This is a genomic window from Enterobacter sp. DTU_2021_1002640_1_SI_PRY_ASU_LCPMC_013 (assembly GCF_032389435.1).
GTDB lineage: Bacteria > Pseudomonadota > Gammaproteobacteria > Enterobacterales > Enterobacteriaceae > Enterobacter > Enterobacter hormaechei_C.
The window spans coordinates 2,438,077-2,463,088 of sequence record NZ_CP135594.1 but is presented as its reverse complement, the minus strand read 5'-3'; the positions used below and the strand labels follow the sequence as shown (position 1 = coordinate 2,463,088).

Sequence of the window (25,012 nt, the reverse complement as noted above, 5' to 3'; positions counted from 1 at the left end):
ATGACACAGCCATTGGCCGGAAAACATATTTTGATAGTTGAAGACGAGCCCGTTTTCCGATCGCTACTGGATTCGTGGTTATCCTCACTGGGTGCAACCACGTCCCTTGCCGAAGATGGCGTCGAGGCACTGGAAAAAATGGCCAGCATGGCGCCTGATCTGATGATCTGCGACCTTGAGATGCCGCGCATGGACGGATTAATGCTGGTGGAAAATCTGCGTAATGAAGGTTATCAGACACCGATACTGGTGATCTCGGCCACCGAAAATATGGCGGATATTGCTAAGGCGTTGCGTTTAGGTGTGCAGGATATTCTGCTCAAACCGGTTAAAGATTTGAACCGTCTGCGTGAAACGGTGTTGGCCTGCCTGTATCCCAATATGTTTAATTCCCGGGTGGAAGAAGAAGAACGTCTTTTCCAGGACTGGGATGCTTTAGTCAGTAATCCGCTCGCGGCCGCGAAGCTGCTTCAGGAACTTCAGCCGCCGGTGCAGCAAAATATCTCTCATTGCAGAGTGAATTATCGCCAACTGGTAGCGGCTGACCAGCCTGGACTGGTGCTGGATATTGCGCCGCTATCAGATTCTGACCTCGCTTTTTATTGCCTGGATGTTACCCGGGCGGGAGATAACGGCGTTCTGGCGGCCTTATTACTCCGGGCGCTGTTTAATGGATTGCTACAGGAACAATTATCCCATCAGGGGCAACGACTTCCTGAGTTAGGCAGTTTACTAAAACAGGTCAACCAACTTTTTCGCCAGGCCAATTTGCCGGGGCAGTTCCCGCTTCTGGTTGGCTATTATCACAGCGGGTTGAATAACCTTATTCTGGTCTCTGCGGGATTAAATGCCACGCTGAATACCGGCGAACACCATATTCAGGTGAGTAACGGCGTGCCGTTGGGAACGCTGGGAAATACTTACCTTAATCAAATTAGCCATCGCTGCACCTCCTGGCAGTGCCAAATTTGGGGTGCCGGAGGGCGGTTACGCTTAATGTTGTCCACGGAGTAAGCAGTCAGATTTTATTTTTCAGATTGCTTTACCTGTGTTTTTGCTGGCAGTGCTACTATCGCTGCAAGTTTCATGCGTATTTGTCTTAATTGATCGGCAACGCGTTCTTTTCAGACCCGTATTAGTGGCTGAGACTGTATACTCAACGCGTTATTCAATGCATAAAAGTTCAAAACTTGAACAGTTCAGGAGAATTTCAATGGCTGCCCTTAATTCGAAAGTCAGAAAGGCCGTTATCCCGGTGGCGGGATTGGGTACCAGGATGTTGCCAGCGACGAAGGCAATCCCAAAAGAGATGCTGCCTCTGGTTGATAAGCCATTAATCCAGTATGTCGTGAATGAATGTATTGCAGCAGGTATCACCGAAATTGTGCTGGTGACGCATTCATCTAAAAACTCTATCGAAAACCATTTCGATACCAGTTTCGAACTCGAAGCAATGCTGGAAAAACGCGTTAAGCGCCAGTTGCTGGAGGAAGTGCAGTCTATTTGCCCTCCACACGTTACCATTATGCAGGTTCGTCAGGGCCTGGCGAAAGGCCTGGGGCACGCAGTATTGTGTGCACACCCGGTAGTGGGTGATGAGCCGGTCGCGGTTATTCTGCCTGACGTGATTCTTGATGAGTACGAGTCCGATCTTTCCCAGGAAAACCTGGCGGAAATGATTAAACGCTTCGACGAAACCGGCAGCAGCCAGATTATGGTTGAGCCAGTCGACGACGTGACCGCTTACGGCGTGGTTGACTGCAAAGGCGTTGACCTGCAACCTGGCGAAAGCGTACCGATGGTTGGCGTTGTTGAAAAACCTAAAGCGGACGTCGCGCCGTCTAACCTTGCTGTCGTTGGTCGTTACGTCCTGAGTGCTGAAATTTGGGCTCTGCTGGCGAAAACGCCTCCGGGTGCGGGCGATGAAATCCAGCTGACGGATGCTATCGATATGCTGATCGAGAAAGAGACCGTGGAAGCCTACCATATGAAAGGTAAGAGCCATGACTGCGGGAATAAGCTCGGTTATATGCAGGCATTCGTCGAATATGGTATTCGCCATAACAGCCTGGGTGAAGAATTTAAAGCCTGGCTCAAAGGTAGCGTGGGTATTAAGTAATAAACTCACAGCCCAGTGAACAAGACCGGTGGAGCGATGCCCACCGGTTTTTTTATGCCTGTCGCTCCGTAATTGGCGGGGGATTGTCAAGGACGTTAAATAGGGAGCCTCACAATATGACAGAATGTAAGGAGATGTTCGGGCAAATATTACAGGCATAAAAAATCCCGCATTAAGCGGGATTTTTCAGAATCTTTCCAGATTAATCCTTGATCAGGAAGTCATCCAGTTGTTTACCTTGTTCGTCCATTGCTTTCTTGATTACAGCAGGAGTACGGCCCTGGCCGGTCCAGGTTTTCTCTTCGCCGTTCTCATCGATGTAGCTATATTTAGCAGGACGTGCCGCGCGTTTTGCTTTGGTACCGGTTTTAGCCGCAGCCATGCTGTTCAGCAATTCGTTTGGATCGATACCATCGGCAATCAGCATTTCACGATACTGTTGCAGTTTACGTGTACGTTCTTCGATTTCAGCCGCAGCAGCGCTTTCTTCTTCACGACGTTCGTTAACTACAACCTCTAATTTTTCGAGCATTTCTTCAAGCGTCTCAAGGGTACATTCTCTTGCCTGCGCACGAAGAGTACGGATGTTGTTCAGAATTTTAAGTGCTTCGCTCATTGTAGTAATCTCAAACTTATAATGGGGGTGGGTTTGTTGTCCTAATAATAGAGCCTTAATTTCACTTGTGCAATAGGTGGGAATGTAAGGAATTCAAAAAATACAAAATAAACGACGCTATTATTAATTACGCTAACTTAAATTTCATTGTTTGTTGGGTCTGTGAGATATCGTTTCAAACGGCAAAAGCGCGTCATTTGCGTGTATGTTTTGTGACTTTTACCTCAGGAATTATAGTTGCGGTTGATAAATATCAGCCTTTTGTATTACCCCGAGTAAGCGCAGCGAAGACAAGAATAGTTAATAAATAGTGAATTTTAATGAACGAAGAAGACACTATAAAAAGAAGTGTTATCTCTGGTTGCGGACTCACCTTATTGTCAGTGTTTAATGCCTTTACTGCCTGTTTTAACGCATTATTTTGCGCCACTCGCGAAGGATTTACTGATGCATGGCAGGCTGGAGAGCGCAGCCCGCCGCTGATAACGGTACAAAATATGGTACAATGATCCATCGGGAATATTACACATTGATTAGGGTTCTTCGGCCAATGGCACAACTTTATTTCTACTATTCGGCAATGAATGCAGGGAAATCGACGGCGTTACTGCAATCCTCATACAATTATCAGGAGCGGGGGATGCGTACCGTTGTTTATACCGCCGAAATCGACGATCGCTTTGGGGCAGGGAAGGTGAGCTCAAGAATAGGGCTCTCGTCGCCTGCAAGGCTGTTTAACCCTGAAACGGACCTGCTGGAGGACATTCGTGCCGAGCATGCCTCTAAGCCTGTCCATTGCGTGCTGGTAGATGAAAGCCAGTTCCTGACCCGAGAGCAGGTCCATGCACTTTCAGAGGTCGTTGATGAGCTGGATATTCCCGTTCTTTGCTATGGATTACGTACCGATTTTCGTGGGGAGTTATTTGCCGGCAGTCAGTATCTGCTGGCCTGGTCGGATAAGCTGGTTGAGCTGAAAACAATCTGCTTTTGTGGCCGCAAGGCAAGTATGGTTCTTCGCCTGGACCAGTCGGGTAAACCCTATGCTGATGGCGAGCAGGTGGTGATAGGAGGCAATGAACGTTATGTCTCGGTCTGCCGCAAGCATTATAAAGAGGCGCTGGCTGTAGGCTCGCTGACGGCGTTACAGGGCGACAATCGAAAATAATAAGAATGTTTTACGGATCCTCAGATATAAAAAAACCCGCCAGCGGCGGGTTTTTTTATCATACTGTCAATCAAGCATTTTTCTTCGCTTTCTTGTCAGCCTTTACAACTGCGGGGATTTCAACTTTTACGGCAGCGACATCGCTTTCAGTGAAGTTACGACCGTAATAAGTATCCAGCAGGATCTGTTTCAGTTCGGAAATCAGTGGGTAGCGCGGGTTAGCACCAGTGCACTGGTCATCGAATGCATCTTCAGACAGCTTATCTACGTGAGCGAGGAAGTCAGCTTCCTGAACGCCTGCTTCGCGGATAGATTTAGGAATACCCAGTTCAGCCTTCAGGCTCTCCAGCCATGCCAGCAGTTTCTCGATCTTCGCGGCAGTACGGTCGCCCGGTGCGCTCAGACCCAGGTGATCTGCGATTTCAGCATAACGACGGCGCGCCTGTGGGCGGTCGTACTGGCTGAATGCAGTCTGCTTGGTTGGGTTGTCGTTGGCGTTATAGCGGATAACGTTGCTGATCAACAGGGCGTTCGCCAGACCGTGAGGAATGTGGAACTGTGAACCCAGCTTGTGCGCCATGGAGTGACAGACACCCAGGAAGGCGTTAGCAAACGCAATGCCCGCGATGGTTGCCGCACTGTGTACACGTTCACGCGCAACAGGGTTTTTCGAACCTTCGTTGTAAGAAGCTGGCAGGTTTTCTTTCAGCAGTTTCAGCGCCTGCAAAGCCTGACCGTCAGAGAACTCAGAAGCCAGTACGGAAACGTAAGCTTCCAGAGCGTGAGTTACCGCATCCAGACCACCGAACGCACACAGTGATTTCGGCATTTCCATGACCAGGTTGGCGTCAACGATAGCCATATCTGGCGTCAGTGCGTAGTCAGCCAGCGGGTATTTCTGACCGGTTGCGTCATCAGTCACAACGGCAAATGGCGTCACTTCTGAACCAGTACCGGAAGTGGTGGTGACGGCGATCATTTTCGCTTTCACGCCCATTTTCGGGAACTTGTAGATACGTTTACGGATATCCATAAAGCGCAGCGCCAGTTCTTCGAAGTGAGTTTCCGGATGTTCGTACATCACCCACATAATTTTCGCGGCGTCCATTGGGGAACCGCCACCCAGTGCGATGATCACATCAGGTTTGAAGGAGTTCGCCAGTTCAGCGCCTTTACGTACAACGCTCAGGGTTGGATCAGCTTCAACTTCAAAGAAGACTTCAGTTTCGACGCCAGCCGCTTTCAGAACAGAGGTGATCTGGTCTGCATAGCCATTGTTGAACAGGAAACGGTCGGTCACGATGAGCGCACGTTTGTGGCCATCAGTAATCACTTCATCCAGCGCGATTGGCAGAGAGCCGCGGCGGAAGTAGATAGATTTCGGAAGTTTGTGCCACAACATGTTTTCAGCTCGCTTAGCAACGGTTTTCTTGTTGATCAGGTGTTTTGGACCAACGTTTTCAGAGATGGAGTTACCACCCCAGGAACCACAACCCAGAGTCAGGGAAGGTGCGAGTTTGAAGTTGTACAGGTCACCGATACCACCCTGAGAAGCAGGGGTGTTGATCAGGATACGTGCCGTCTTCATCTTCTGACCGAAGTAAGCAACACGCTCAGGCTGGTTATCCTGGTCGGTGTACAGGCAAGAGGTGTGGCCGATACCGCCCATCGCCACCAGCTTCTCTGCTTTGTCTACCGCGTCATCGAAATCTTTCGCACGGTACATTGCCAGCGTCGGGGAGAGTTTCTCGTGAGCAAACGGCTCACTTTCATCAACGACTTTCACTTCACCAATCAGAATCTTGGTGGTAGCAGGGACGCTAAAGCCAGCGAGCTCAGCGATTTTATATGCAGGCTGACCTACGATAGCCGCGTTCAGCGCACCATTTTTTAGAATCACGTCCTGAACGGCTTTCAGTTCTTTACCTTGCAACAGGTAGCCGCCGTGGCTGGCGAAACGTTCACGAACGGCGTCGTATACCGAATCAACCACGACAACAGACTGTTCAGATGCACAGATAACGCCGTTATCGAAGGTTTTAGACATCAGCACAGAGGCAACAGCACGCTTGATATCAGCCGTTTCGTCGATCACCACAGGGGTATTACCTGCGCCTACGCCGATGGCTGGTTTACCGGAGCTGTACGCAGCTTTAACCATACCAGGACCACCGGTCGCCAGAATCAGGTTAATGTCCGGGTGATGCATCAGTGCGTTGGACAGTTCAACAGAAGGTTGGTCGATCCAGCCGATCAGATCTTTTGGCGCACCCGCAGCAATGGCTGCCTGAAGCACGATATCTGCTGCTTTGTTGGTGGCGTCCTTCGCACGTGGATGCGGGGAGAAAATGATTGCGTTACGTGTCTTCAGACTGATGAGAGATTTGAAGATGGCGGTAGAGGTTGGGTTAGTGGTTGGAACGATACCGCAAATGATGCCGATCGGTTCTGCAATGGTGATGGTGCCGAAAGTGTCGTCTTCTGACAGCACACCGCAGGTTTTCTCATCTTTATAGGCGTTGTAGATATACTCTGAAGCAAAGTGGTTTTTGATCACTTTATCTTCAACGATACCCATGCCGGATTCGGCAACGGCCATTTTAGCGAGAGGGATTCGAGCATCAGCAGCAGCCAGAGCGGCCGCGCGGAAGATTTTATCAACCTGTTCTTGGGTGAAATTGGCATATTCACGCTGGGCTTTTTTTACGCGCTCGACGAGGGCGTTCAGTTCAGCGATATTGGTAACAGCCATAATGCTCTCCTGATAATGTTTAAACTCTTTTAGTAAACCAGCGCTCGATACGTCTGACAGTATAGTCAGAGCCGATCCCACTTGCGTAACACACAGTAAAACAAAGGATTACTCACTGCTCCAGCTCACTAATTTACTAAAAGAGCCTTACCTTAGCATCATACCTTTTTGATAGGTGATCTCCCTGGCGGCGTAACCAAGATTACTCACTTCTGAGTACGAAAATTATGATCGAGATCAATTTTGTCCTAAGCTGATACCTTTCAGCAGGGTTATTTTGTGCTAATTATTCTACTGTTAAATAATTAAGTAACTATTGGAAGCAGCGATATCATTGATTACACAAATGTTTAACATCATGAATTGATAACGTTTAAGAACAGATTTCTGGTGAAGTATGCGGCTAAAAAGCGTATCTTCAGCGCGGATTTATCATGACACGCAGTTTCTCCCTGGCCATGCTCAATTGCGGAGCTTAATGTGATTCAAACGCTCTTTGATTTCCCTACATATTTCAAGTTTTTTATCGGCTTGTTTGCTCTGGTTAACCCGGTAGGGATCATCCCTGTCTTCATTAGTATGACCAGCTATCAGACGGCTGCGGCACGAAATAAAACCAACCTGACGGCAAACCTGTCGGTGGCGATCATCTTGCTTACGTCTCTTTATCTCGGGGACGCCATTCTTCAGGTCTTCGGCATCTCGATTGATTCGTTCCGTATAGCAGGCGGGATCCTGGTGGTGACGATTGCCATGTCGATGATCAGCGGCAAGCTGGGGGAGGATAAACAGAACAAGCAGGAAAAATCAGAGACAGCTATCCGCGAGAGCATCGGGGTCGTGCCACTGGCACTGCCGCTGATGGCGGGCCCGGGGGCGATCAGTTCCACTATTGTCTGGGGAACGCGCTACCACAGCCTGATGAACCTGATTGGCTTTTCCGTCGCTATTGCGCTGTTCGCGCTGTGCTGCTGGGGTGTATTTCGTATGGCGCCATGGCTGGTTCGCTTGCTGGGACAAACGGGCATCAACGTGATTACCCGTATCATGGGTCTGTTGTTAATGGCGTTGGGCATCGAATTTATCGTTACCGGTATAAAAAGTATATTCCCCGGGTTAGTACACTGACTTTCATTTGAAAGAGCGGAGCCAGCGGCTCCGTTTTTTTTACGTGATTATCTGCAAATCATATAAATAAAGTTGAAATAGGCGCCAGTCATAATAAGTTCTACTAATAATCCTCTTCTGTTGTTTTTCAAGGGGTTGTTTATTTTCATTTCCCCTTGCCGCGCATAAATCCCTCAAACCCTCTGTTATTTTACTCACATGATACTCTGGGGCTTGCTGACAGATAACCGAAATGATATTAGTAATTTCGACGCTGACTCAGACGAATGTGCTAAATAATAATCAATTGTTAAATTATCGTGAAAAATCGATCAGGTAAGCTATGTCGTCGCGTTTGTAGCAACAAAATTTCTTATCTGTATGAATTACATCTCTTTTTATTGGTTTCGGCGTAAGCCAGGGCTGGCGCCATAGTTATGCCAGCCATCGTAAAAGAGAAATGCTTAACAAATTTGCAAAATGTATTGGCGAGAGTTGGCACCATTTGGTACTTTCCGGCCTTATATTTTGCAGCATTAAACAAGTTGATGAGAACTATTTTCATATAGCCCTCACATAAGATATCCAACGCATCTCTCTGACAGGGGAGAGGTGTAAAGAATCGACGCAAGACCGCCGTACGAGCGGTCAGTAATAATGAAGTCGGTGATAGCAAGAAGTAAAAAAAGAACCTGACAGTAGCAAAAAAAACTCCTGCGCTGTACAGGCCCCAACAGGGGATTACACAACTGGCGAAGGCCGGTCATTATAATGAGTGGAGTATCAACACAATGTCCATCATCACAAAAAAAAGTCTGGTAGCGGCGGGGATTTTAACTGCGCTAATCGCGGGCAACGCTGCAATGGCTGCGGACGTTCCTGCTGGTGTTCAGCTGGCTGAGAAGCAAACGCTGGTACGTAATAACGGTGCGGAAGTGCAGTCTCTTGACCCGCACAAAATTGAAGGAGTTCCAGAGTCTAACGTTAACCGCGATCTGTTTGAAGGTCTGCTGGTGACTGACGTGGACGGCCACCCGGCTCCGGGCGTGGCGGAAAAATGGGACAACAAAGATTTTAAAGTCTGGACCTTCCATCTGCGTAAAGATGCCAAATGGTCCGACGGTACGCCGGTTACCGCCGAAGATTTCGTCTATAGCTGGCAGCGTCTGGCGGATCCGAATACCGCCTCTCCGTATGCGAGTTACCTCCAGTATGGCCATATTGCCAATATCGATGACATCATCACGGGTAAAAAGCCAGTTACCGACCTGGGCGTAAAAGCCATCGATGCCAACACCTTTGAAGTGACGTTGAGCGAACCTGTTCCGTACTTCTATAAGCTGCTGGTTCACCCGTCCGTCTCCCCGGTACCAAAATCCGCAGTAGAAAAATTTGGTGAAAAATGGACGCAGCCTGCGAATATCGTGACCAACGGTGCATATAAGCTGAAGGACTGGGTCGTTAACGAACGTATGGTGCTGGAGCGCAACCCGCAGTATTGGGATAATGCGAAGACCGTTATCAATCAGGTCACCTACCTGCCAATCTCTTCTGAAGTGACGGACGTGAACCGCTACCGCAGCGGTGAAATCGACATGACCTATAACAATATGCCGATTGAACTGTTCCAGAAGCTGAAAAAAGAGATCCCTAAAGAAGTTCACGTCGATCCGTATCTGTGCACCTACTATTACGAAATTAACAACCAGAAAGCACCGTTCACCGACGTACGTGTTCGTACCGCACTGAAGCTGGCTCTGGATCGCGACATTATCGTGAATAAAGTGAAGAATCAGGGCGACCTGCCGGCTTACAGCTACACCCCGCCTTACACCGACGGTATGAAGCTGGTTGAACCTGAATGGTTCAAATGGTCCCAGGAAAAACGTAACGAAGAAGCGAAAAAACTGCTGGCTGAAGCTGGCTATACCGCCGACAAGCCGCTGACCTTTAGCCTGCTGTACAACACCTCCGATCTGCATAAAAAGCTGGCTATTGCCGTCGCGTCAATCTGGAAGAAAAACCTCGGCGTGAACGTGAAGCTGGAAAACCAGGAATGGAAAACCTTCCTCGATACGCGCCACCAGGGAACCTTTGACGTGGCTCGTGCAGGATGGTGTGCGGACTATAACGAACCGACCTCATTCCTGAACACCATGCTGAGCGACAGTTCGAACAATACCGCACACTATAAGAGCCCGGCGTTTGATAAGCTGATTGGCGAAACCCTGAAGGTGGCAGATGACGCCCAGCGCGCCGATCTGTACGCGAAATCAGAACAACAGCTCGATAAAGACTCTGCGATCGTTCCGGTTTACTACTACGTTAACGCCCGCCTGGTGAAACCATGGGTAGGGGGTTATACCGGTAAAGACCCGTTGGATAATATTTCCGTTAAGAATCTTTATATTATCAAGCATTAATGGCAATACGTGGGGCGAGCGAGCTTGCCCCACTGTGTCTATTTTGTAACATTCATCAGGCACACGCCAGAAGGTACGGGCAATGTTGAAATTTATCCTGCGTCGCTGTCTTGAAGCGATTCCAACGTTATTTATTCTAATTACAATTTCCTTCTTCATGATGCGTCTTGCACCGGGCAGTCCTTTTACCGGTGAACGCACGCTTCCGCCAGAAGTTATGGCCAACATCGAAGCGAAATACCATTTAAACGATCCTATCACCACGCAGTACTTCAACTATCTGAAGCAACTTGCACACGGTGATTTTGGTCCGTCATTTAAATATAAAGACTATTCCGTTAACGACCTGGTGGCGTCCAGCTTCCCGGTATCGGCTAAATTAGGGGCTGCTGCATTTATCCTGGCCGTTGTTCTCGGTGTCACTGCGGGCGTTATCGCTGCGCTAAAACAAAATACCCGATGGGATTACGCCGTAATGGGGGTCGCAATGACCGGGGTGGTTATCCCCAGCTTCGTTGTCGCGCCGTTGCTGGTCATGATATTCGCCATAACCCTGAAATGGCTTCCCGGGGGCGGCTGGAACGGCGGGGCGCTGAAGTTCATGATATTGCCGATGGTGGCATTATCTCTGGCCTACATCGCCAGCATCGCCCGTATTACCCGCGGTTCAATGATTGAAGTCCTGCACTCGAACTTCATCCGTACCGCCCGTGCGAAAGGGCTGCCGATGCGCCGGATTATTTTCCGTCATGCCCTCAAGCCTGCACTGTTACCGGTACTCTCCTATATGGGTCCGGCTTTCGTCGGCATTATCACGGGTTCAATGGTGATTGAAACCATTTATGGCCTGCCGGGCATCGGGCAGCTGTTTGTTAACGGGGCGCTTAACCGTGACTATTCGCTGGTGCTGAGCCTGACGATCCTCGTGGGCGCGCTGACCATTCTGTTTAATGCCGTTGTCGATGTGCTATATGCCGTTATCGACCCGAAAATCCGTTACTAACTGGAGCACGCCATGATGTTGAGTAAGAAAAACAGCGAGGCGCTGGAAAACTTCAGTGAAAAGCTGGAGGTCGAAGGTCGTAGCCTTTGGCAGGACGCCCGCCGTCGTTTTATGCATAACCGTGCCGCCGTTGCCAGCCTGGTCGTGCTGGTGCTTATCGCGCTGTTCGTAACCCTGGCACCAATGCTCTCTCAGTTCACCTATTTCGATACGGACTGGGGCATGATGTCCAGCGCGCCGGATATGGAATCCGGGCACTATTTCGGCACCGACTCCTCCGGGCGTGATTTGCTGGTGCGTGTGGCGATTGGCGGCCGTATCTCCCTGATGGTTGGCATCGCGGCGGCGCTGGTGGCGGTGATCGTCGGCACGCTTTACGGTTCGCTTTCCGGTTACCTCGGCGGGAAAGTGGACTCCGTGATGATGCGTCTGCTAGAAATCCTGAACTCCTTCCCGTTCATGTTCTTCGTCATTCTGCTGGTGACCTTCTTTGGTCAAAATATCCTGCTGATCTTCGTGGCGATCGGGATGGTGTCCTGGCTGGATATGGCGCGTATTGTGCGCGGCCAGACGCTGAGCCTCAAACGTAAGGAGTTTATCGAAGCCGCACAGGTTGGCGGCGTTTCTACCGCCAATATTGTGGTGCGTCATATCGTTCCTAACGTGCTGGGCGTGGTGGTGGTGTACGCCTCCCTGCTGGTGCCAAGTATGATCCTGTTTGAATCTTTCCTGAGCTTCCTGGGATTAGGTACGCAAGAGCCGTTGAGTAGCTGGGGCGCTCTGTTAAGTGATGGCGCAAACTCCATGGAAGTGTCACCGTGGTTACTGCTGTATCCGGCGGGCTTCCTGGTCGTCACCCTGTTCTGTTTCAACTTTATCGGCGATGGCCTGCGTGATGCCCTCGACCCGAAAGACCGTTAAGGAGCGCCGTCATGACCATTATTGAAACGGCAACCGCGCCACAGGCGCAACAGCGGACCAGCGCACTGCTGGACGTTAAAGACCTCCGCGTGACGTTTAAAACCCCCGACGGTGATGTTACTGCCGTTAACGATCTCAACTTCGACCTGCGTGCCGGTGAAACGCTGGGCATTGTGGGCGAATCCGGTTCCGGTAAATCCCAGACCGCATTCGCGCTGATGGGCCTGCTGGCGTCAAACGGCGTGATCGGCGGTTCGGCGACGTTTAACGGGAAAGAGATCCTGAATTTGCCGGAACATGAGCTGAACAAGCTGCGCGCCGAGCAGATTTCAATGATTTTCCAGGATCCGATGACGTCCCTGAACCCCTATATGCGGGTGGGCGAACAGCTGATGGAAGTGCTGATGCTCCACAAGGGGTTGGGTAAAGCCGAAGCGTTTGAAGAGTCCGTCAAAATGCTGGATGCGGTGAAAATGCCTGAAGCACGCAAGCGCATGCGCATGTATCCGCACGAGTTTTCCGGCGGTATGCGTCAGCGCGTTATGATCGCGATGGCATTGCTTTGCCGGCCAAAACTGCTGATCGCTGATGAACCAACCACCGCCCTGGACGTGACCGTTCAGGCGCAGATCATGACGTTGCTGAACGAGCTGAAGCGCGAGTTCAACACCGCCATCATTATGATCACCCACGATTTAGGCGTCGTTGCCGGGATCTGCGACAAAGTGTTAGTCATGTATGCAGGCCGCACGATGGAATACGGTAATGCCCGCGATGTGTTCTACCAGCCAGCCCATCCGTACTCTATCGGGCTGCTGAATGCCGTACCGCGTCTCGATGCGGAAGGGGAGTCGCTGCTGACTATCCCGGGTAACCCGCCAAACCTGCTGCGTCTGCCAAAAGGCTGCCCGTTCCAGCCGCGTTGTCCGCATGCGATGGAAATCTGTAACAGCGCACCGCCGCTGGAAGCGTTTGCCCCAGGCCGTCTGCGTGCCTGCTTTAAGCCGCTGGAGGAGCTGGTATGAACGCAATCGACGAAAAAAGAAATGTGCTGCTCGAAATCGCTGACCTGAAGGTCCATTTCGATATCAAAGATGGTAAACAGTGGTTCTGGCAGCCTGCCAAAACCCTGAAAGCGGTGGATGGCGTCACGTTGCGCCTGTACGAAGGCGAAACTCTGGGCGTGGTGGGCGAATCCGGCTGCGGCAAATCGACGTTTGCGCGGGCGATCATCGGCCTGGTGAAAGCCACCGACGGAAAAGTGGCCTGGCTTGGCAAAGATCTACTGGGGATGAAGCCGGATGAATGGCGCGAGGTGCGCAGCGACATCCAGATGATTTTCCAGGATCCGCTTGCGTCCCTGAACCCGCGTATGACCATTGGCGAAATCATTGCCGAGCCGCTGCGCACCTATCATCCGAAGATGCCGCGCCATGAAATTCGCGATCGGGTGAAAGCGATGATGCTCAAGGTGGGTCTGTTGCCTAACCTCATCAACCGCTACCCACACGAGTTTTCAGGCGGTCAGTGCCAGCGTATCGGTATCGCACGCGCGTTGATCCTTGAACCAAAACTGATTATCTGTGATGAGCCGGTTTCGGCGCTGGACGTTTCCATCCAGGCCCAGGTGGTTAACCTGCTACAGAAACTGCAACGGGAAATGGGGCTGTCGCTGATCTTCATCGCCCACGATCTGGCGGTGGTAAAACACATTTCGGACCGTGTGCTGGTCATGTATCTGGGCCACGCCGTGGAGCTGGGCACGTATGATGAGGTGTACCACAATCCGCTGCACCCTTATACCAAAGCGCTGATGTCTGCGGTTCCCGTTCCGGACCCCGACCTGGAAAAAAATAAAACCATTCAGCTTCTGGAAGGTGAACTGCCTTCGCCAATCAACCCGCCTTCAGGCTGCGTATTCCGTACGCGGTGCCCAATAGCCGGCCCGGAATGTGCAAAAACACGGCCGGTTCTGGAGGGCAGTTTCCGACATGCGGTTTCCTGCCTGAAAGTAGACCCGTTATAATCGCAAGGGCTGACATGATGTCAGCCCTTATTTTTCGAGGTTAATGTGTCGCGATTATTCACGTCGGCCCGTCAGCGGCTGTATCACCTTTTATTTGATCCTGAAACGGTTTCCGGTCGCCGCTTCGAAGGTCTGTGTGGTTTATTTGCGCTGATTAGCGTCATTATTATCTTTATCGAATCCGGCGCCGGAACGCAGTACCACATGACGTATGAGGAGTGGCACGTTTTCGTCTGGCTGGAATTGATTGTCACGCTGGTGTTTACTGCGGAATATGTGCTGAGGGTCATTAGTTGGCCAAATCCGGCGAAATACGTTTTCAGCTTCTGGGGATTTATTGATTTAGCCACCATCCTGCCGCTGTATGTCATGTGGCTGTGGCCTGAGATCAGCCTGAATTATGTGTTTGCCTGGCGCGCAATGCGGGCGATTCGTGTGTTACGAATTCTCAAACTGCTGCGCTTTATGCCGTCGCTGCGGGTTTTTTGGGTTGCCATTGTCAGCGCCCGCCACCAGCTGATTCTCTTCTATTCGTTTATTGGTATCGTGATGATCGTTTTTGGCTCCCTTATGTATTTAATCGAAGGGCCGAAATACGGGTTTACCACGCTTAATGCGTCTGTTTACTGGGCTATCGTCACGGTGACCACCGTGGGCTATGGTGATATTACCCCGCATACGCCGCTCGGACGTATTGTGGCATCGGTTCTTATCCTGATCGGCTATTCGGTGATAGCGATTCCGACGGGGTTAATTACCACCCATATGAGCAGCGCCTTCCAGAACAGCAAGCAGCAACGCAAATGTCTGAATTGTCAGCAGGGGAATCATGAACCCGGCGCGCGGTTTTGTCACCGCTGTGGAAATGCCTTACCGGATTAAATAAAAAAGGCTGCGCGGGCAGCCTTTTTTATTATTCGCGCCAGAGAATATGGCACAGTTTGTGATCTTTCTCGCGGCACAGCAGGACGCGGGCAAAGATGTCGTTAATTTCTCCGCCGTCTTCATCTGCCAGGCCAATCACCACCTCGGCGAAGAAGTCCGGGTTGAGATCAAAATCGACATGTTCGGCCCAGTCTTCAGCCGGATCGAACAGCTCAGCACCGCCACGCTCTTCAAATTGCAGGTTGAAAAGAATGACGTCAGCAGGGTCGAGATTATCGACCGCCAGCTCGAGAAAAATATCGTAGGCCTGTTCGAGCGTTTCGTCTTCGGTCAGGCGATTGTTCAGATCCATTTCCATGATGACTACCTGTTAAACATCGTTGGGCACGTTTTACAGCAACGGACTAAAGAAGTAAAACAGTCGTTCGGCAATTCGCTGCCACAGCGGACGTTTCGCCCACAGTCTGGCGTCCAGCAGGCGTGAGCGGGAGATATAATCGTCCTGAACCGCCGCCAGATCGCCACCGAATCCGGCGTCATCAATGACCAGCGTAATTTCAAAATTCAGCCACAGACTGCGCATATCGAGGTTGACGGTACCCACCAGGCTCAGCTCTCCGTCCACCAGCACGCTCTTGGTGTGTAACAGGCCGCCTTCGAACTGATAAATTTTAACGCCTGCGGCCAGCAGCTCACTAAAGAACGCGCGGCTTGCCCATCCTACCAGCAGCGAATCGTTCTTGCGCGGCATAATAATGCTCACATCCACTCCGCGCTGTGCCGCTGTACAGATGGCATGCAGAAGGTCGTCGCTGGGAACGAAATAGGGCGTGGTCATGATCAGATATTCCCGCGCGGAGTAGGCGGCGGTAAGCAGTGCCTGATGGATCAGATCTTCCGGGAAGCCAGGACCGGAGGCGATAGTGTGGATAGTGTGCCCGCTGGCTTCCTCAAACGGCATGATATTGCCATCCGGCGGCGGGGGAAGAATGCGTTTCCCGGTTTCAATTTCCCAGTCGCAGGAGTAGACGATGCCCATTGAGGTCGCGATCGGTCCCTCCATCCGCGCCATCAGATCGATCCATTGCCCCACGCCGGAATCCTGCTTGAAGAAGCGGGGGTCAACCATGTTCATGCTGCCGGTGTAGGCGATGTAGTTATCGATCAGAACCATTTTCCGGTGCTGGCGGAGATCCATGCGGCGCAGAAAGACGCGGAAAAGATTCACTTTTAGCGCCTCGACCACCTCGATACCGGCGTTGCGCATCATGCCTGCCCACGGGCTACGGAAAAAGGCCACGCTTCCGGCGGAGTCCAGCATCAGGCGGCAGTGGATACCGCGACGTGCAGCGGCCATTAGCGATTCGGCGACCTGGTCCGCCATGCCGCCCGGCTGCCAGATATAAAACACCATCTCGATATTATGCCGGGCGAGCTGGATATCACGGATCAGCGCCTGCATCACATCATCAGAAGAGGTCATCAGTTGCAGCTGATTGCCTTTTACCCCAGCAATCCCCTGGCGGCGTTCGCACAGCTTGAACAGAGATGCGGCCACGCTACTGTTCTCTTCAGCGAAGATATGCTTGCAGGCTTTAAGGTCGGCAAGCCATTTCGCCGTGGAGGGCCACATGGCGCGGGCGCGTTCGGCGCGGCGTTTACCCAGATGAAGTTCACCGAAAGATAGATAGGCGATGATGCCCACCAGCGGCAGAATGTAGATAATCAGAAGCCAGGCCATGGCGGAAGGTACCGCTCTGCGTTTCATCAGAATGCGCAACGTCACCCCGGCAATTAACAGCCAGTATCCTAAAATGACCAGCCAACTCACCACGGTGTAGAAGGTTGTCATAAATAAAAAATCCTTTTGAAAGCGTATTGTTATGAGTTTACGCATCAGGATTCATCTGGCAAATAAAAACGGCAGATAAAAGCGCTGGTTTGCCGCCTGCTTAGGCATATAATGGCATCTCTGTTAGAGAAAGAGTTGTAGACATGAAGCGCAGTAGAACTGAAGTTGGGCGCTGGCGCATGTTGCGACAGGTGAGTCGTCGTAAGGCTCGTTGGCTGGAAGCACAATCCCGCCGCAATATGCGTATCCACGCCATCAGAAAATGTGGCCTGAACAGACACCGTAACGCGCTGTTGTTCGCAGTCCAGGACATCTGAAAAGCATGAAGGGCACCGTAAAGGTGCCCATTAAACATCCAGGCTATCAATTTTTGCAGTCTCTTCCCATCTGCTTCCGCGATATACTAACTTCCCATAACGTCATGATATTAAAAGATGAATCCTTATCTCTGGATTTTTATTGTACTTTTGGCGCTGGATGCGCTCAGGGAAGATTTAGGACTTTCGTCATTTTCCTCATTGGCAGATTATGTTTTCGCATGGGGAATACATTTTTATTAAAGGAAAAAAGGATGAACGGAAAAGTAATGGCAGCACTCTTTGGGATTGCGATATTAAGCGGTTGTGCCAGTAGCAAAACCTCACCCGAACGGCACGCGTTTTATTTCGTGTCGCATCAGTCCAGCTTTACTGGCGGCAATTACACCTCCAGCGTGCAGAAAAATTATCAGCTGAACGTGGCGCAGTTCCGCGAGCTTTATGCCCGGGGCAAAGCTGACCGCGCGGAAGGGCGGACTCAGGCTGAAGCCAGTGAATACGCGCAAAGCATTCGCGATCAGCTGAAAGAAAATGCGAAGTCGCAGGAATTGTTCGCAGGCAACGCGAAGGATAAATGGTCTTCGGACATGGACATTAAAGACGCCCTGTTATTTGGTAACGAACTGGCCGCGACTTATCTTGATGGCTATAACGGCGTACAATAGCGCAACTGATTCAGGGGATACCGTAATTACCGGTATCCCCGCTGTTTTTGAGCGAAAGGAGTAAGACGTGTTTGCGGAGTTTGGTGTACTGAATTTCTGGACCTATGTTGTCGGCGCATTTTTTATCGTGCTGGTTCCAGGACCGAACACCTTGTTTGTGCTGAAAACAGGGATTGGCCACGGCGTTAAGAAAGGCTATCTGGCAGCCACCGGTGTGTTTATTGGTGATGCCGTGCTGATGTTTCTGGCCTGGGCGGGCGTCGCCGCGTTGATCCAGACCACTCCGATATTATTTAATATTGTCCGCTATTTGGGCGCGTTTTATCTGCTGTGGCTGGGCGGAAAAATGCTCTGGTCCGTTATGACGCGTCAAAAAAATGCGCACGAAAGTAGCGCCGAACCGGCAAGCGCAATCCTTAAGCGTTCGCTGGTGCTGAGCCTGACGAACCCGAAAGCGATTCTCTTTTACGTGTCGTTCTTCGTGCAGTTTATTGATGTCAATGCGAAGAATACCGGCACGTCGTTCCTGATCCTCGCCACAACGCTTGAGCTGATCAGCTTCATGTACATGAGCTTCCTGATTTTTTCAGGCGCGTTTGTCACGCGTTACCTCAAAACTAAAAAGAAACTGGCGAAGCTGGGGAACGGGCTGATAGGTCTGCTGTTTGTCGGATTTGCGGCGAGGCTGGCGTCGCTGCACTGAATGAAGAAAAGGCTCCCGAGGGGGCCTTTTTAATGTCTGGCGTAGCTGGGAAGCCGCGCCAGACAAGGCTTCACGTTATACTACTAGCAGCCAAAAGCCATAAAAAGCGGCTAGGGTGTGGACACATTGTGGACACTCTGACAACCATTTGCACCCTTCAACGGGTTAAGCGAAATCGCATCCTGCAGGTACTGAGGAGCGAAGTGCGCATAGACCATTGTCTGCGCAATTTTCGTATGACCTAAGATCCTCTGCAGTGTAATGATGTTGCCCCCGTTAATCATAAAGTGCGTGGCGAAAGAGTGTCGTAGCGCATGTGTTGCTTGTCCGGCCGGTAAATCGGGCTTAACCTCTTTGAGGGTTCGCCTGAAGTCAGCATAACTGGCTTCAGGAAAAAGAAAGTCTCGTGTTTTGCCGACTACGTAAGCCGCAACGTCATCAGAGATCGGGACCGTACGCGGTGTGTTGGTTTTCGTCTTAACGAAAGACACCCGGTTATGAATCACGTTCTCCGCTTTCAGCCTTGCAGCCTCACCCCATCTTGCCCCGGTACTCAGACACAAGACGGCAATTTTACGATTATCTCCTGAAAGCGCTGCCAGTAAGGCGTCAATTTCCTCAAGAGTGAGATAGCCCGTTTCGGCAGTCTGCTCTTTCAGTTTTTTGAACCCCCTAAACGGATGCTCGCCGTTATACATTTCTGACTCAATCAGGGTAGTAAACATCCCACCTAATGTAATCAGGTCGCGGTTGATGGTAGTTGGCTTAATACCTTCAGCCCGGCGTTGAGCACAATATTGCGTTATCAGGCTCTTGGTGATCTGGAAAGCGCATGGGTTGCTGCTCTGTCACCTGCAGGGCGTCGAAAGCTTGCCGGTGAGATTGCGAAACAGCTCAGAGCGGCGCAGCAGCAACGCATCAAACAGCAAAAAGCCCCGGACGGCTCACCGTATCAGGTGCGAAAGCGTCAGCCTCTCAGGGCTAAAAGAGGTCGGATTAAGCGGGCGATGTTTCAAAAGCTGCGCACTAACCGGTACATGAAAGCCAGTGGCCGTGAAAATAGTGCCGTGGTGGAATTTACCGGCAAAGTGCAGCGCATCGCGCGTGTCCATCAGTACGGCCTAAAGGACCGGCCAAATCCGCGCGCTAAGGACGTACAGTACGCAGAACGGCAGCTACTCGGATTTAGCAGAGAACATGAGCAGTTCGTCGAAATGCTTGTGATTGGCTATCTAAAGAAGTTTCACTAAACATTTGTTAAAGCAAAATGCATAATTTAAAGTTAGTTTGTAACACCAAACTATCTGAATTGACTATAATAACTTGCCTCCCTATGTGAAAATTTATTTTTCCTAAGGTGATGTTTTTTCATATGAATTGTGAATGAATTAACTATGTGTAATGGTGTGAGGGAAAATGACTACAACACGAGAAAATCATTATGTTCCGGTATGGCATCAAAAGGGATTTATGGATGGGAGGGATAATCATTTATGTTATTTGACGCGTAGGGAATTTCCATTAAAAAATTCTGAGGTTAAAATTGTCAATGAAAAAAAATGGTATAACCCCACTCAGAAGCTGTATCTAAAGGATTTATATTCAATATTATTTGATGGTGATATTAATGACGATATAGAAAGAAAATTGTTTGGCCCAATCGATGATAATGGTTCGAGGGCTGTTCGGGCTTTTTTGACTGACGACCAAGGGCAATGGCATCATAACTTTAAGGAGTTTTTTACTTATCTGGATGCCCAAAAGTTACGAACTCCCAAAGGTTTGGAATGGATTAAAACTCAGTATCATGGTTTAACCCAGGAAAACCTTATGGTCGAGATGCAATCACTCAGGACTATGCATTGTACATTGTGGGCAGAAGGTGTAAGGGAATTTGTATCAGCTGAGGACTCAGATGTTAAATTCATTACCTCGGATCATCCAGTAACTATCTATAATTACGCTTGTCCTCCTGATTCAGATGCATGTCTGTATCCTAGAGACCCTGATATCTCTTTGAAGGGTTCCCAGACTATATTTCCTCTGGATAAAAATCGGTGTTTGATTTTAACTAATTTAGAGTATGCACGATCTCCAGAAAATGTAAATCCTTTGGAACAACGCACTAATGCTACACGTTTGCGTCAGAGTATGGTTAATACTATTAATTTTATCAATACTCGCAAGCTAACAAGAGAGCAAGTAATTCAAATAAACTATATTATTAAATCGAGATCAAAAGAATGTATCGCAGCTGGAAGAGAGGAATGGCTTTTTCCGGAAGATGATATTTCATGTGATTGGTCTCAGCTAAAAAACACTCTCTTACCACAATTAAGTGATTTATTTGGGTTTGGGGGGGAAATGTTTGTCAAATTTGATGATGGATCCGTTCACTATCAAGATGAGTTTGGTAGGACAACTTATAAAAATGAATATCTAATAAAAAAAATAGACGAGTCACAGATGGGTTGTAATGACCCTTGTGGTTGCGGTAGCGGAAAGAAATATAAAAAATGCTGTAAAGATATACCGGTGGGTATGCGAACGACGTGGGATTTTATTAGTATTAGAGAAAGGAATATTTGTTTTTGTCAATGTATAAAAGATGTGTTAGGGCTTAATAATGGAAAGTCCTGGGATGATGTTAGAAAGGGGTTGTCAGAGAAGCAAGTTAGGGAAATCTATGAGTTTTATGAATTTCTTTGGCCTAAGGATACAGACATATATTCGTTGCTGCCAAAACCAGACGGGAAAAGTCGCGCATTATATTCAGGTCTGTTAGATATCAGGGCCATATACTCTAATGCGGTGCCGATGTCATCATTTTTTGATGAGTTTATAATCCAAAGTCCCGTAACTAACCCAATAAATATTAAGCCTGAATTTAATCCTATTCATCGCTCCGAGGATTTTAAATATCAAGCACTAAAAGAGTTTTTGTTTATGCTTGAGTTGGAACCGTTTATAGATAAGGGCTTGGTTAATATTATTCCAGATCCAACTGAATTTGATATTCAGTTGAAATTGGAAATGATGAGGATGGTTAAAAAACGAAGGCATAAGCAAGTTGTATATAATGGAGATGAATTTCAATATCATCGTAGCTTGATAATTCAAGATGTGTTGAATTCATCGGTGGGGCTGCCAAGGGAAGCTAAAGTTAATTACATTGCTCAGCAGATGAGCATTGATTTTAAAGAGGCTGAACTACGCTTTGATGATTTTGAAAAGGTTTCTGAAAATTCGCCCTTAATGATGTTGCAAGATACAACAGTGCAGGGTAGTGGGCAGGTTATGTTTAATAAGATGGAGCCTAATTATGAAATGTCATTGTTTATTGCTCAGGTGACAGGTTCTGTTGTGGTGACCGATAGTTTTGCTAGATGGGAACAATTAATGTCTGCTCAGCATCGTGAATTAGGAATGATAAGTTTTCCTTGGGGTGAAATGCTTCTTGACCTTAATAAGTTGCCAATTGATGCTGCCTACATGGAATCGTTTTGCAAATCACAGGGTGTGTTTGCAAATATCAGAAATCTGATTCGATCTTTGGTGCGGATGTTAGATGCACAGGATTATGATGTTCAGCATTTATCCAATGCTAAAAAAACGATTAATGAAGTAATGGCAGGTGTTGACCAGTCTCGAGAGTCATTAATAATGAGAGGCTTGAAAATATCATGTCCAAAGTATGGTTTTCATGATGATAATGTTCAGCGTTTGTTGCTTAGCTCGAGTTGTTTAAAGTATAAGCGATATGTGACGGCTATTATTGGTATTGATATTTAATGTGGGTTTGTGAGTGGAATGCTTCTGAATTTAAATTTGATTTTTTAGATGCTAAAAATACTCTCAGAGAGTTTCGTGATATTTCAAATTAGATTGTGGAAGAAATCTTAGAACTACGTGTGTTGTTTGAGCCACCATAAAACCCCTTTCAATTGCCGCTGGCCTCGCCCGGCGGCATCCTTTCCCCATGAATAATCTAAATTCTCTGCAGGAAATCGCACGCGCGATCCGAAAGCGACCAAAACCATGGCAAAGGTAAAAGCCAAAAAAGAGCAGGAAGCCCGCGAGGGTGAGTATATGGCCGGTGAGTCTGACAACGTGCTGGAGCTAACAACCATCTACACGACAAAGGCGCAGGCCATGCGCGCCGCTCAGGCAAAGTGGGACAAGCTACAGCGTGGTGTCGCTGAGTTTTCAATCTCGCTGGCTAATGGCAGGGCTGATTTATTTCCTGAAACGCCGATAGCGGTGAAAGGCTTTAAGCGCGTTATAGACGAGCAGGCTTGGATCATCAGCCGGGTGGTGCATAACCTTAACGGGAACGGCTACACGACGGGCTTAGAGCTTGAGGTTAAGGTTTCGGAGGTGGAGTATGAAAGCGAAGAGATAACACAATAAAGTTGTTTATGTGTTTGATATATAAGGTTTTAATGGTTAAGATTGATGCATCAATAACGCTCTGAGGTACTCGCCATGTTCCACTGTCCAAAATGCCATTACGCCGCCCACGCTCGCACTAGTCGCTATTTTTCCGATACGACAAAAGAGCGGTATCATCTGTGCACAAACATCAACTGCAGTTGCACGTTCGTCACCACTGAGACGGTCGAGCGTTTCATTGTATCGCCGGGTGAAGTCGTGCCAGTGCCACCGCACCCGACGCAATCAGGACAGCAACAAATCACGTGGATGTGACAAAAGAAAGCCCGGCAAATGCGGGGCTTTTGTTCGATGTTTTTAATATGTACCTTACCAGAAGGAACTCTTTTTATTCAGTATGTTAGACGAAAAATCTTCGCAAAAGCAATCTTTCAAAGTTATTATTGTTTGAGGGTATAAATTTATGCTGTTTATTTTGAAAGTGAATATTTTAAAAGCTTATTCAATTTACATGAATTATTTTCCACGCGAAGATTTAATTTTTCGATAGGAAAGTTAATATGATTTAGGAATAACAAGTTTAATAGACATTCCATGAATACGATGAGTTTGTACATGTCAATCCCATCCACGGCTGCGTTTTCAGCTGATGGGTCATAGTGAGTTTTATAATTTCTGGTCGTGCTTATTTTTCTTGCTAGCTTAGCTAGGGTTCTTTGATTGCCGATTAAATTTGAAAATGGAGCCATCAGGAGTTCCAGCCTTCTATTAAGACTTATTTCATTACCATGCATAGTTCTTCCTTTAAGCCATTTAACATGTTCCTCAGGACAGGAATTCAGCAATTCTTCTACTAATTTTTTAAAAAGGTCCTCATCCATGTATTTTTCACTACTAGTTCTTCTGTGGAAAGTTTCTAAACCTTGAACTAAAGAGAGAAATCTTGCATCGAGTAGGGCATTTTGACCGGTGAAAGAGGAAAAATAAAGTGAAATAGATGGTAGCAAGAGATCGTGGGAAGTGCTCCATTTTCGTATTAATTCACCAAGATCATCCTCTATATGCTTATAAAGAAAGTTCATATCATGAAAAGAAATGTTTTCTTTCTTTGCATATGCTGCACTTTTATAGAATATTTTAATGATTTTATCTTCAGTAAAAGTCTTGGCTACTAAATCTGAAATTACTAATGGGGTGCCAATAAATAATGATATCAATCTCAAGATCTTATGCGCCATTTTGTCCAGTTCAGACAGCGCACAAGGTTTGTCAGAAGTAAGGTTAAAAAAAGCTTTTTGTGTGAATTTCGCTTCAGTAATATTCGGAAATCCCGGTATGGAATATGAGAAATCTATAGAAAGACTAAACCCTTCTCCTAAATCAAAATAAATAGGGTTGGGTTTGTTATAATAAATGGCATTAGGTTTCTCTGAGTTACTCGACTGTCTCTCTACTTTTATCCCTGAAATTGACAACCATTCATCTAAGTGATCGAATCGAAAAGTTAGTGATTTTAAGTGTAAGTCGTTAGGGTTAGTAAGTAGATCACCTGTATAAACATGATTAACCAATAAAGTCGCGCTACCATTTGACATCCCACCAAATGAAATGTCCTGTTTTGTATAAAAACAATCTGAGAAAGTTATGTAACCAAGATGATCAGTATATCCATGAACAGTATCAAAGATATCATTATCAGGAGATGTAGTGTCACCTTCGAAGAGACCTTTTAACTTGATATGTATATTTTCATTCTCCCTCATAATAAAAGTACCGAATATCTTACTGCCTTCACCGCCAGGAAGCCAAAAATAACCGTCCTGAACTATTTCATTTTTGATTCTCATATAATTCCCTTTGTTTAGTAAGTCATGATGGAAAGATAAACAATAATAACATGGATATTACTAAAAACTCCATGGTTGAACTATGAAAATAAATGGTGACTCACATTTCGATTAATGGACAATCATGAAGTTCCCTAAATTAAAGTCTTTAAAAAAATAGAAGGACATTGATATCATTTACCACTGATACGAGAAACCCCCGCATTTGCGGGGCTTCTC

At 48.1% G+C, this 25,012-nt stretch carries 23 protein-coding genes and 2 pseudogenes; 19 read left to right on the top strand and 6 right to left on the bottom strand.

What is annotated here, in order from left to right:
- Positions 1-1,014, top strand: coding sequence for a two-component system response regulator RssB (rssB, locus tag RS584_RS11745; protein ID WP_003856721.1), 1,014 nt, complete (start codon positions 1-3; stop codon positions 1,012-1,014).
- 199 nt (positions 1,015-1,213) lie between these two features.
- Positions 1,214-2,119 (top strand): UTP--glucose-1-phosphate uridylyltransferase GalU, encoded by a 906-nt coding sequence (gene galU, locus RS584_RS11740; protein WP_003856723.1) that lies wholly within the window; start codon positions 1,214-1,216, stop codon positions 2,117-2,119.
- Between the two features lie 202 nt (positions 2,120-2,321).
- On the opposite strand, the gene hns is transcribed toward galU, so the two are convergent.
- Positions 2,322-2,735: a histone-like nucleoid-structuring protein H-NS gene (gene hns / locus RS584_RS11735; RefSeq protein ID WP_003856724.1), complete on the bottom strand. Its 414-nt coding sequence runs from the start codon at positions 2,733-2,735 to the stop codon at positions 2,322-2,324.
- Positions 2,736-3,055: 320 nt separating this feature from the next.
- On the opposite strand from hns, the gene RS584_RS11730 reads away from it, so the two are divergent.
- Both RS584_RS11730 and tdk read left to right on the top strand, forming a co-directional pair.
- Positions 3,056-3,244: a hypothetical protein gene (locus RS584_RS11730; protein ID WP_315750047.1), complete on the top strand. Its 189-nt coding sequence runs from the start codon at positions 3,056-3,058 to the stop codon at positions 3,242-3,244.
- Between the two features lie 41 nt (positions 3,245-3,285).
- On the top strand, positions 3,286-3,900 hold the full coding sequence (gene tdk, locus RS584_RS11725; protein ID WP_003856726.1) for a thymidine kinase: 615 nt from the start codon (positions 3,286-3,288) through the stop codon (positions 3,898-3,900).
- A gap of 70 nt (positions 3,901-3,970) precedes the next feature.
- Here tdk and adhE read toward each other — a convergent pair whose 3' ends face one another.
- Positions 3,971-6,652 (bottom strand): bifunctional acetaldehyde-CoA/alcohol dehydrogenase, encoded by a 2,682-nt coding sequence (adhE, locus tag RS584_RS11720; protein ID WP_032103375.1) that lies wholly within the window; start codon positions 6,650-6,652, stop codon positions 3,971-3,973.
- A gap of 480 nt (positions 6,653-7,132) precedes the next feature.
- On the opposite strand from adhE, the gene RS584_RS11715 reads away from it, so the two are divergent.
- From RS584_RS11715 to RS584_RS11685, 7 genes are all read left to right on the top strand, one after another.
- Positions 7,133-7,780 (top strand): YchE family NAAT transporter, encoded by a 648-nt coding sequence (locus tag RS584_RS11715; protein ID WP_315747931.1) that lies wholly within the window; start codon positions 7,133-7,135, stop codon positions 7,778-7,780.
- 770 nt (positions 7,781-8,550) lie between these two features.
- Positions 8,551-10,182, top strand: a complete 1,632-nt coding sequence (gene oppA / locus RS584_RS11710) for an oligopeptide ABC transporter substrate-binding protein OppA (RefSeq protein ID WP_003856736.1) — start codon at positions 8,551-8,553, stop codon at positions 10,180-10,182.
- Positions 10,183-10,264: 82 nt separating this feature from the next.
- Positions 10,265-11,185 carry an oligopeptide ABC transporter permease OppB gene (gene oppB, locus RS584_RS11705; RefSeq protein WP_003856738.1) on the top strand — a complete coding sequence of 307 codons (921 nt, stop codon included), beginning with the start codon at positions 10,265-10,267 and terminating at the stop codon, positions 11,183-11,185.
- 12 nt (positions 11,186-11,197) lie between these two features.
- Positions 11,198-12,106, top strand: coding sequence for an oligopeptide ABC transporter permease OppC (oppC, locus tag RS584_RS11700; RefSeq protein WP_003856740.1), 909 nt, complete (start codon positions 11,198-11,200; stop codon positions 12,104-12,106).
- Positions 12,107-12,117: 11 nt separating this feature from the next.
- Positions 12,118-13,131, top strand: a complete 1,014-nt coding sequence (locus tag RS584_RS11695; RefSeq protein ID WP_017384234.1) for an ABC transporter ATP-binding protein — start codon at positions 12,118-12,120, stop codon at positions 13,129-13,131.
- Complete coding sequence (gene oppF / locus RS584_RS11690) at positions 13,128-14,132, top strand: murein tripeptide/oligopeptide ABC transporter ATP-binding protein OppF (RefSeq protein WP_315747929.1); 1,005 nt, start codon at positions 13,128-13,130, stop codon at positions 14,130-14,132. Before RS584_RS11695 ends, oppF begins: the two co-directional genes overlap by 4 nt.
- A 45-nt stretch (positions 14,133-14,177) precedes the next feature.
- On the top strand, positions 14,178-15,014 hold the full coding sequence (locus tag RS584_RS11685) for an ion transporter (protein WP_315747928.1): 837 nt from the start codon (positions 14,178-14,180) through the stop codon (positions 15,012-15,014).
- Between the two features lie 31 nt (positions 15,015-15,045).
- Here the strand turns inward: RS584_RS11685 and RS584_RS11680 are convergent, their stop codons facing one another.
- Both RS584_RS11680 and cls read right to left on the bottom strand, forming a co-directional pair.
- Entirely contained in the window at positions 15,046-15,375 is a 330-nt protein-coding gene (locus RS584_RS11680; protein WP_003856748.1) for an HI1450 family dsDNA-mimic protein, read from the bottom strand.
- A 33-nt stretch (positions 15,376-15,408) separates the two neighbouring features.
- The gene (cls, locus tag RS584_RS11675) at positions 15,409-16,869 is read right to left on the bottom strand and encodes a cardiolipin synthase (RefSeq protein WP_003856750.1); all 1,461 of its coding nucleotides are present in this window, start codon (positions 16,867-16,869) and stop codon (positions 15,409-15,411) included.
- A gap of 143 nt (positions 16,870-17,012) precedes the next feature.
- On the opposite strand from cls, the gene RS584_RS11670 reads away from it, so the two are divergent.
- The 4 genes from RS584_RS11670 (at position 17,013) to leuE (ending at position 18,554) form a co-directional block, all read left to right on the top strand.
- The gene (locus tag RS584_RS11670) at positions 17,013-17,186 is read left to right on the top strand and encodes a YciY family protein (protein WP_017384232.1); all 174 of its coding nucleotides are present in this window, start codon (positions 17,013-17,015) and stop codon (positions 17,184-17,186) included.
- Positions 17,187-17,303: 117 nt separating this feature from the next.
- Positions 17,304-17,429: a KPN_01571 family protein gene (locus tag RS584_RS23395; RefSeq protein ID WP_208971014.1), complete on the top strand. Its 126-nt coding sequence runs from the start codon at positions 17,304-17,306 to the stop codon at positions 17,427-17,429.
- Positions 17,430-17,440: 11 nt separating this feature from the next.
- Positions 17,441-17,851 (top strand): Exc2 family lipoprotein, encoded by a 411-nt coding sequence (locus tag RS584_RS11665; RefSeq protein WP_315749898.1) that lies wholly within the window; start codon positions 17,441-17,443, stop codon positions 17,849-17,851.
- 67 nt (positions 17,852-17,918) lie between these two features.
- Positions 17,919-18,554, top strand: coding sequence for a leucine efflux protein LeuE (leuE, locus tag RS584_RS11660; protein WP_045911825.1), 636 nt, complete (start codon positions 17,919-17,921; stop codon positions 18,552-18,554).
- Positions 18,555-18,664: 110 nt separating this feature from the next.
- Here leuE and RS584_RS11655 read toward each other — a convergent pair.
- Positions 18,665-19,399 (bottom strand): annotated as a pseudogene (locus tag RS584_RS11655) (tyrosine-type recombinase/integrase); the annotation flags it as partial.
- Between RS584_RS11655 and RS584_RS11650 the strand changes: the two are divergent.
- The 4 genes and pseudogenes from RS584_RS11650 (at position 19,349) to RS584_RS11635 (ending at position 23,261) form a co-directional block, all read left to right on the top strand.
- Positions 19,349-19,804: a phage virion morphogenesis protein gene (locus tag RS584_RS11650; RefSeq protein WP_080296607.1), complete on the top strand. Its 456-nt coding sequence runs from the start codon at positions 19,349-19,351 to the stop codon at positions 19,802-19,804. The pseudogene RS584_RS11655 and the gene RS584_RS11650 sit on opposite strands and share 51 nt — an antisense overlap.
- Before the next feature lie 166 nt (positions 19,805-19,970).
- On the top strand, positions 19,971-22,346 hold the full coding sequence (locus RS584_RS11645) for a DUF4238 domain-containing protein (protein WP_243452351.1): 2,376 nt from the start codon (positions 19,971-19,973) through the stop codon (positions 22,344-22,346).
- 228 nt (positions 22,347-22,574) lie between these two features.
- Positions 22,575-22,964, top strand: a pseudogene (locus RS584_RS11640) (phage late control D family protein); the annotation flags it as partial.
- Between the two features lie 75 nt (positions 22,965-23,039).
- Complete coding sequence (locus RS584_RS11635; protein ID WP_315749894.1) at positions 23,040-23,261, top strand: DNA-binding transcriptional regulator; 222 nt, start codon at positions 23,040-23,042, stop codon at positions 23,259-23,261.
- Between the two features lie 155 nt (positions 23,262-23,416).
- On the opposite strand, the gene RS584_RS11630 is transcribed toward RS584_RS11635, so the two are convergent.
- A complete protein-coding gene (locus tag RS584_RS11630) occupies positions 23,417-24,793 on the bottom strand; it encodes a HEPN domain-containing protein (RefSeq protein WP_315749892.1) in 1,377 nt (458 codons plus the stop codon).
- Between the last annotated feature and the right edge of the window lie 219 nt (positions 24,794-25,012).

Coding starts and splice junctions, on each gene's coding strand:
- rssB (WP_003856721.1), top strand. CDS start 1: ATGACACAGCCATTGGCCGGAAAACATATTTTGATAGTTGAAGACGAG.
- galU (WP_003856723.1), top strand. CDS start 1,214: ATGGCTGCCCTTAATTCGAAAGTCAGAAAGGCCGTTATCCCGGTGGCG.
- hns (WP_003856724.1), bottom strand. CDS start 2,735: ATGAGCGAAGCACTTAAAATTCTGAACAACATCCGTACTCTTCGTGCG.
- RS584_RS11730 (WP_315750047.1), top strand. CDS start 3,056: ATGAACGAAGAAGACACTATAAAAAGAAGTGTTATCTCTGGTTGCGGA.
- tdk (WP_003856726.1), top strand. CDS start 3,286: ATGGCACAACTTTATTTCTACTATTCGGCAATGAATGCAGGGAAATCG.
- adhE (WP_032103375.1), bottom strand. CDS start 6,652: ATGGCTGTTACCAATATCGCTGAACTGAACGCCCTCGTCGAGCGCGTA.
- oppA (WP_003856736.1), top strand. CDS start 8,551: ATGTCCATCATCACAAAAAAAAGTCTGGTAGCGGCGGGGATTTTAACT.
- oppB (WP_003856738.1), top strand. CDS start 10,265: ATGTTGAAATTTATCCTGCGTCGCTGTCTTGAAGCGATTCCAACGTTA.
- oppC (WP_003856740.1), top strand. CDS start 11,198: ATGATGTTGAGTAAGAAAAACAGCGAGGCGCTGGAAAACTTCAGTGAA.
- RS584_RS11695 (WP_017384234.1), top strand. CDS start 12,118: ATGACCATTATTGAAACGGCAACCGCGCCACAGGCGCAACAGCGGACC.
- oppF (WP_315747929.1), top strand. CDS start 13,128: ATGAACGCAATCGACGAAAAAAGAAATGTGCTGCTCGAAATCGCTGAC.
- RS584_RS11680 (WP_003856748.1), bottom strand. CDS start 15,375: ATGGAAATGGATCTGAACAATCGCCTGACCGAAGACGAAACGCTCGAA.
- cls (WP_003856750.1), bottom strand. CDS start 16,869: ATGACAACCTTCTACACCGTGGTGAGTTGGCTGGTCATTTTAGGATAC.
- RS584_RS11670 (WP_017384232.1), top strand. CDS start 17,013: ATGAAGCGCAGTAGAACTGAAGTTGGGCGCTGGCGCATGTTGCGACAG.
- RS584_RS23395 (WP_208971014.1), top strand. CDS start 17,304: ATGAATCCTTATCTCTGGATTTTTATTGTACTTTTGGCGCTGGATGCG.
- RS584_RS11665 (WP_315749898.1), top strand. CDS start 17,441: ATGAACGGAAAAGTAATGGCAGCACTCTTTGGGATTGCGATATTAAGC.
- RS584_RS11645 (WP_243452351.1), top strand. CDS start 19,971: ATGACTACAACACGAGAAAATCATTATGTTCCGGTATGGCATCAAAAG.
- RS584_RS11635 (WP_315749894.1), top strand. CDS start 23,040: ATGTTCCACTGTCCAAAATGCCATTACGCCGCCCACGCTCGCACTAGT.
- RS584_RS11630 (WP_315749892.1), bottom strand. CDS start 24,793: ATGAGAATCAAAAATGAAATAGTTCAGGACGGTTATTTTTGGCTTCCT.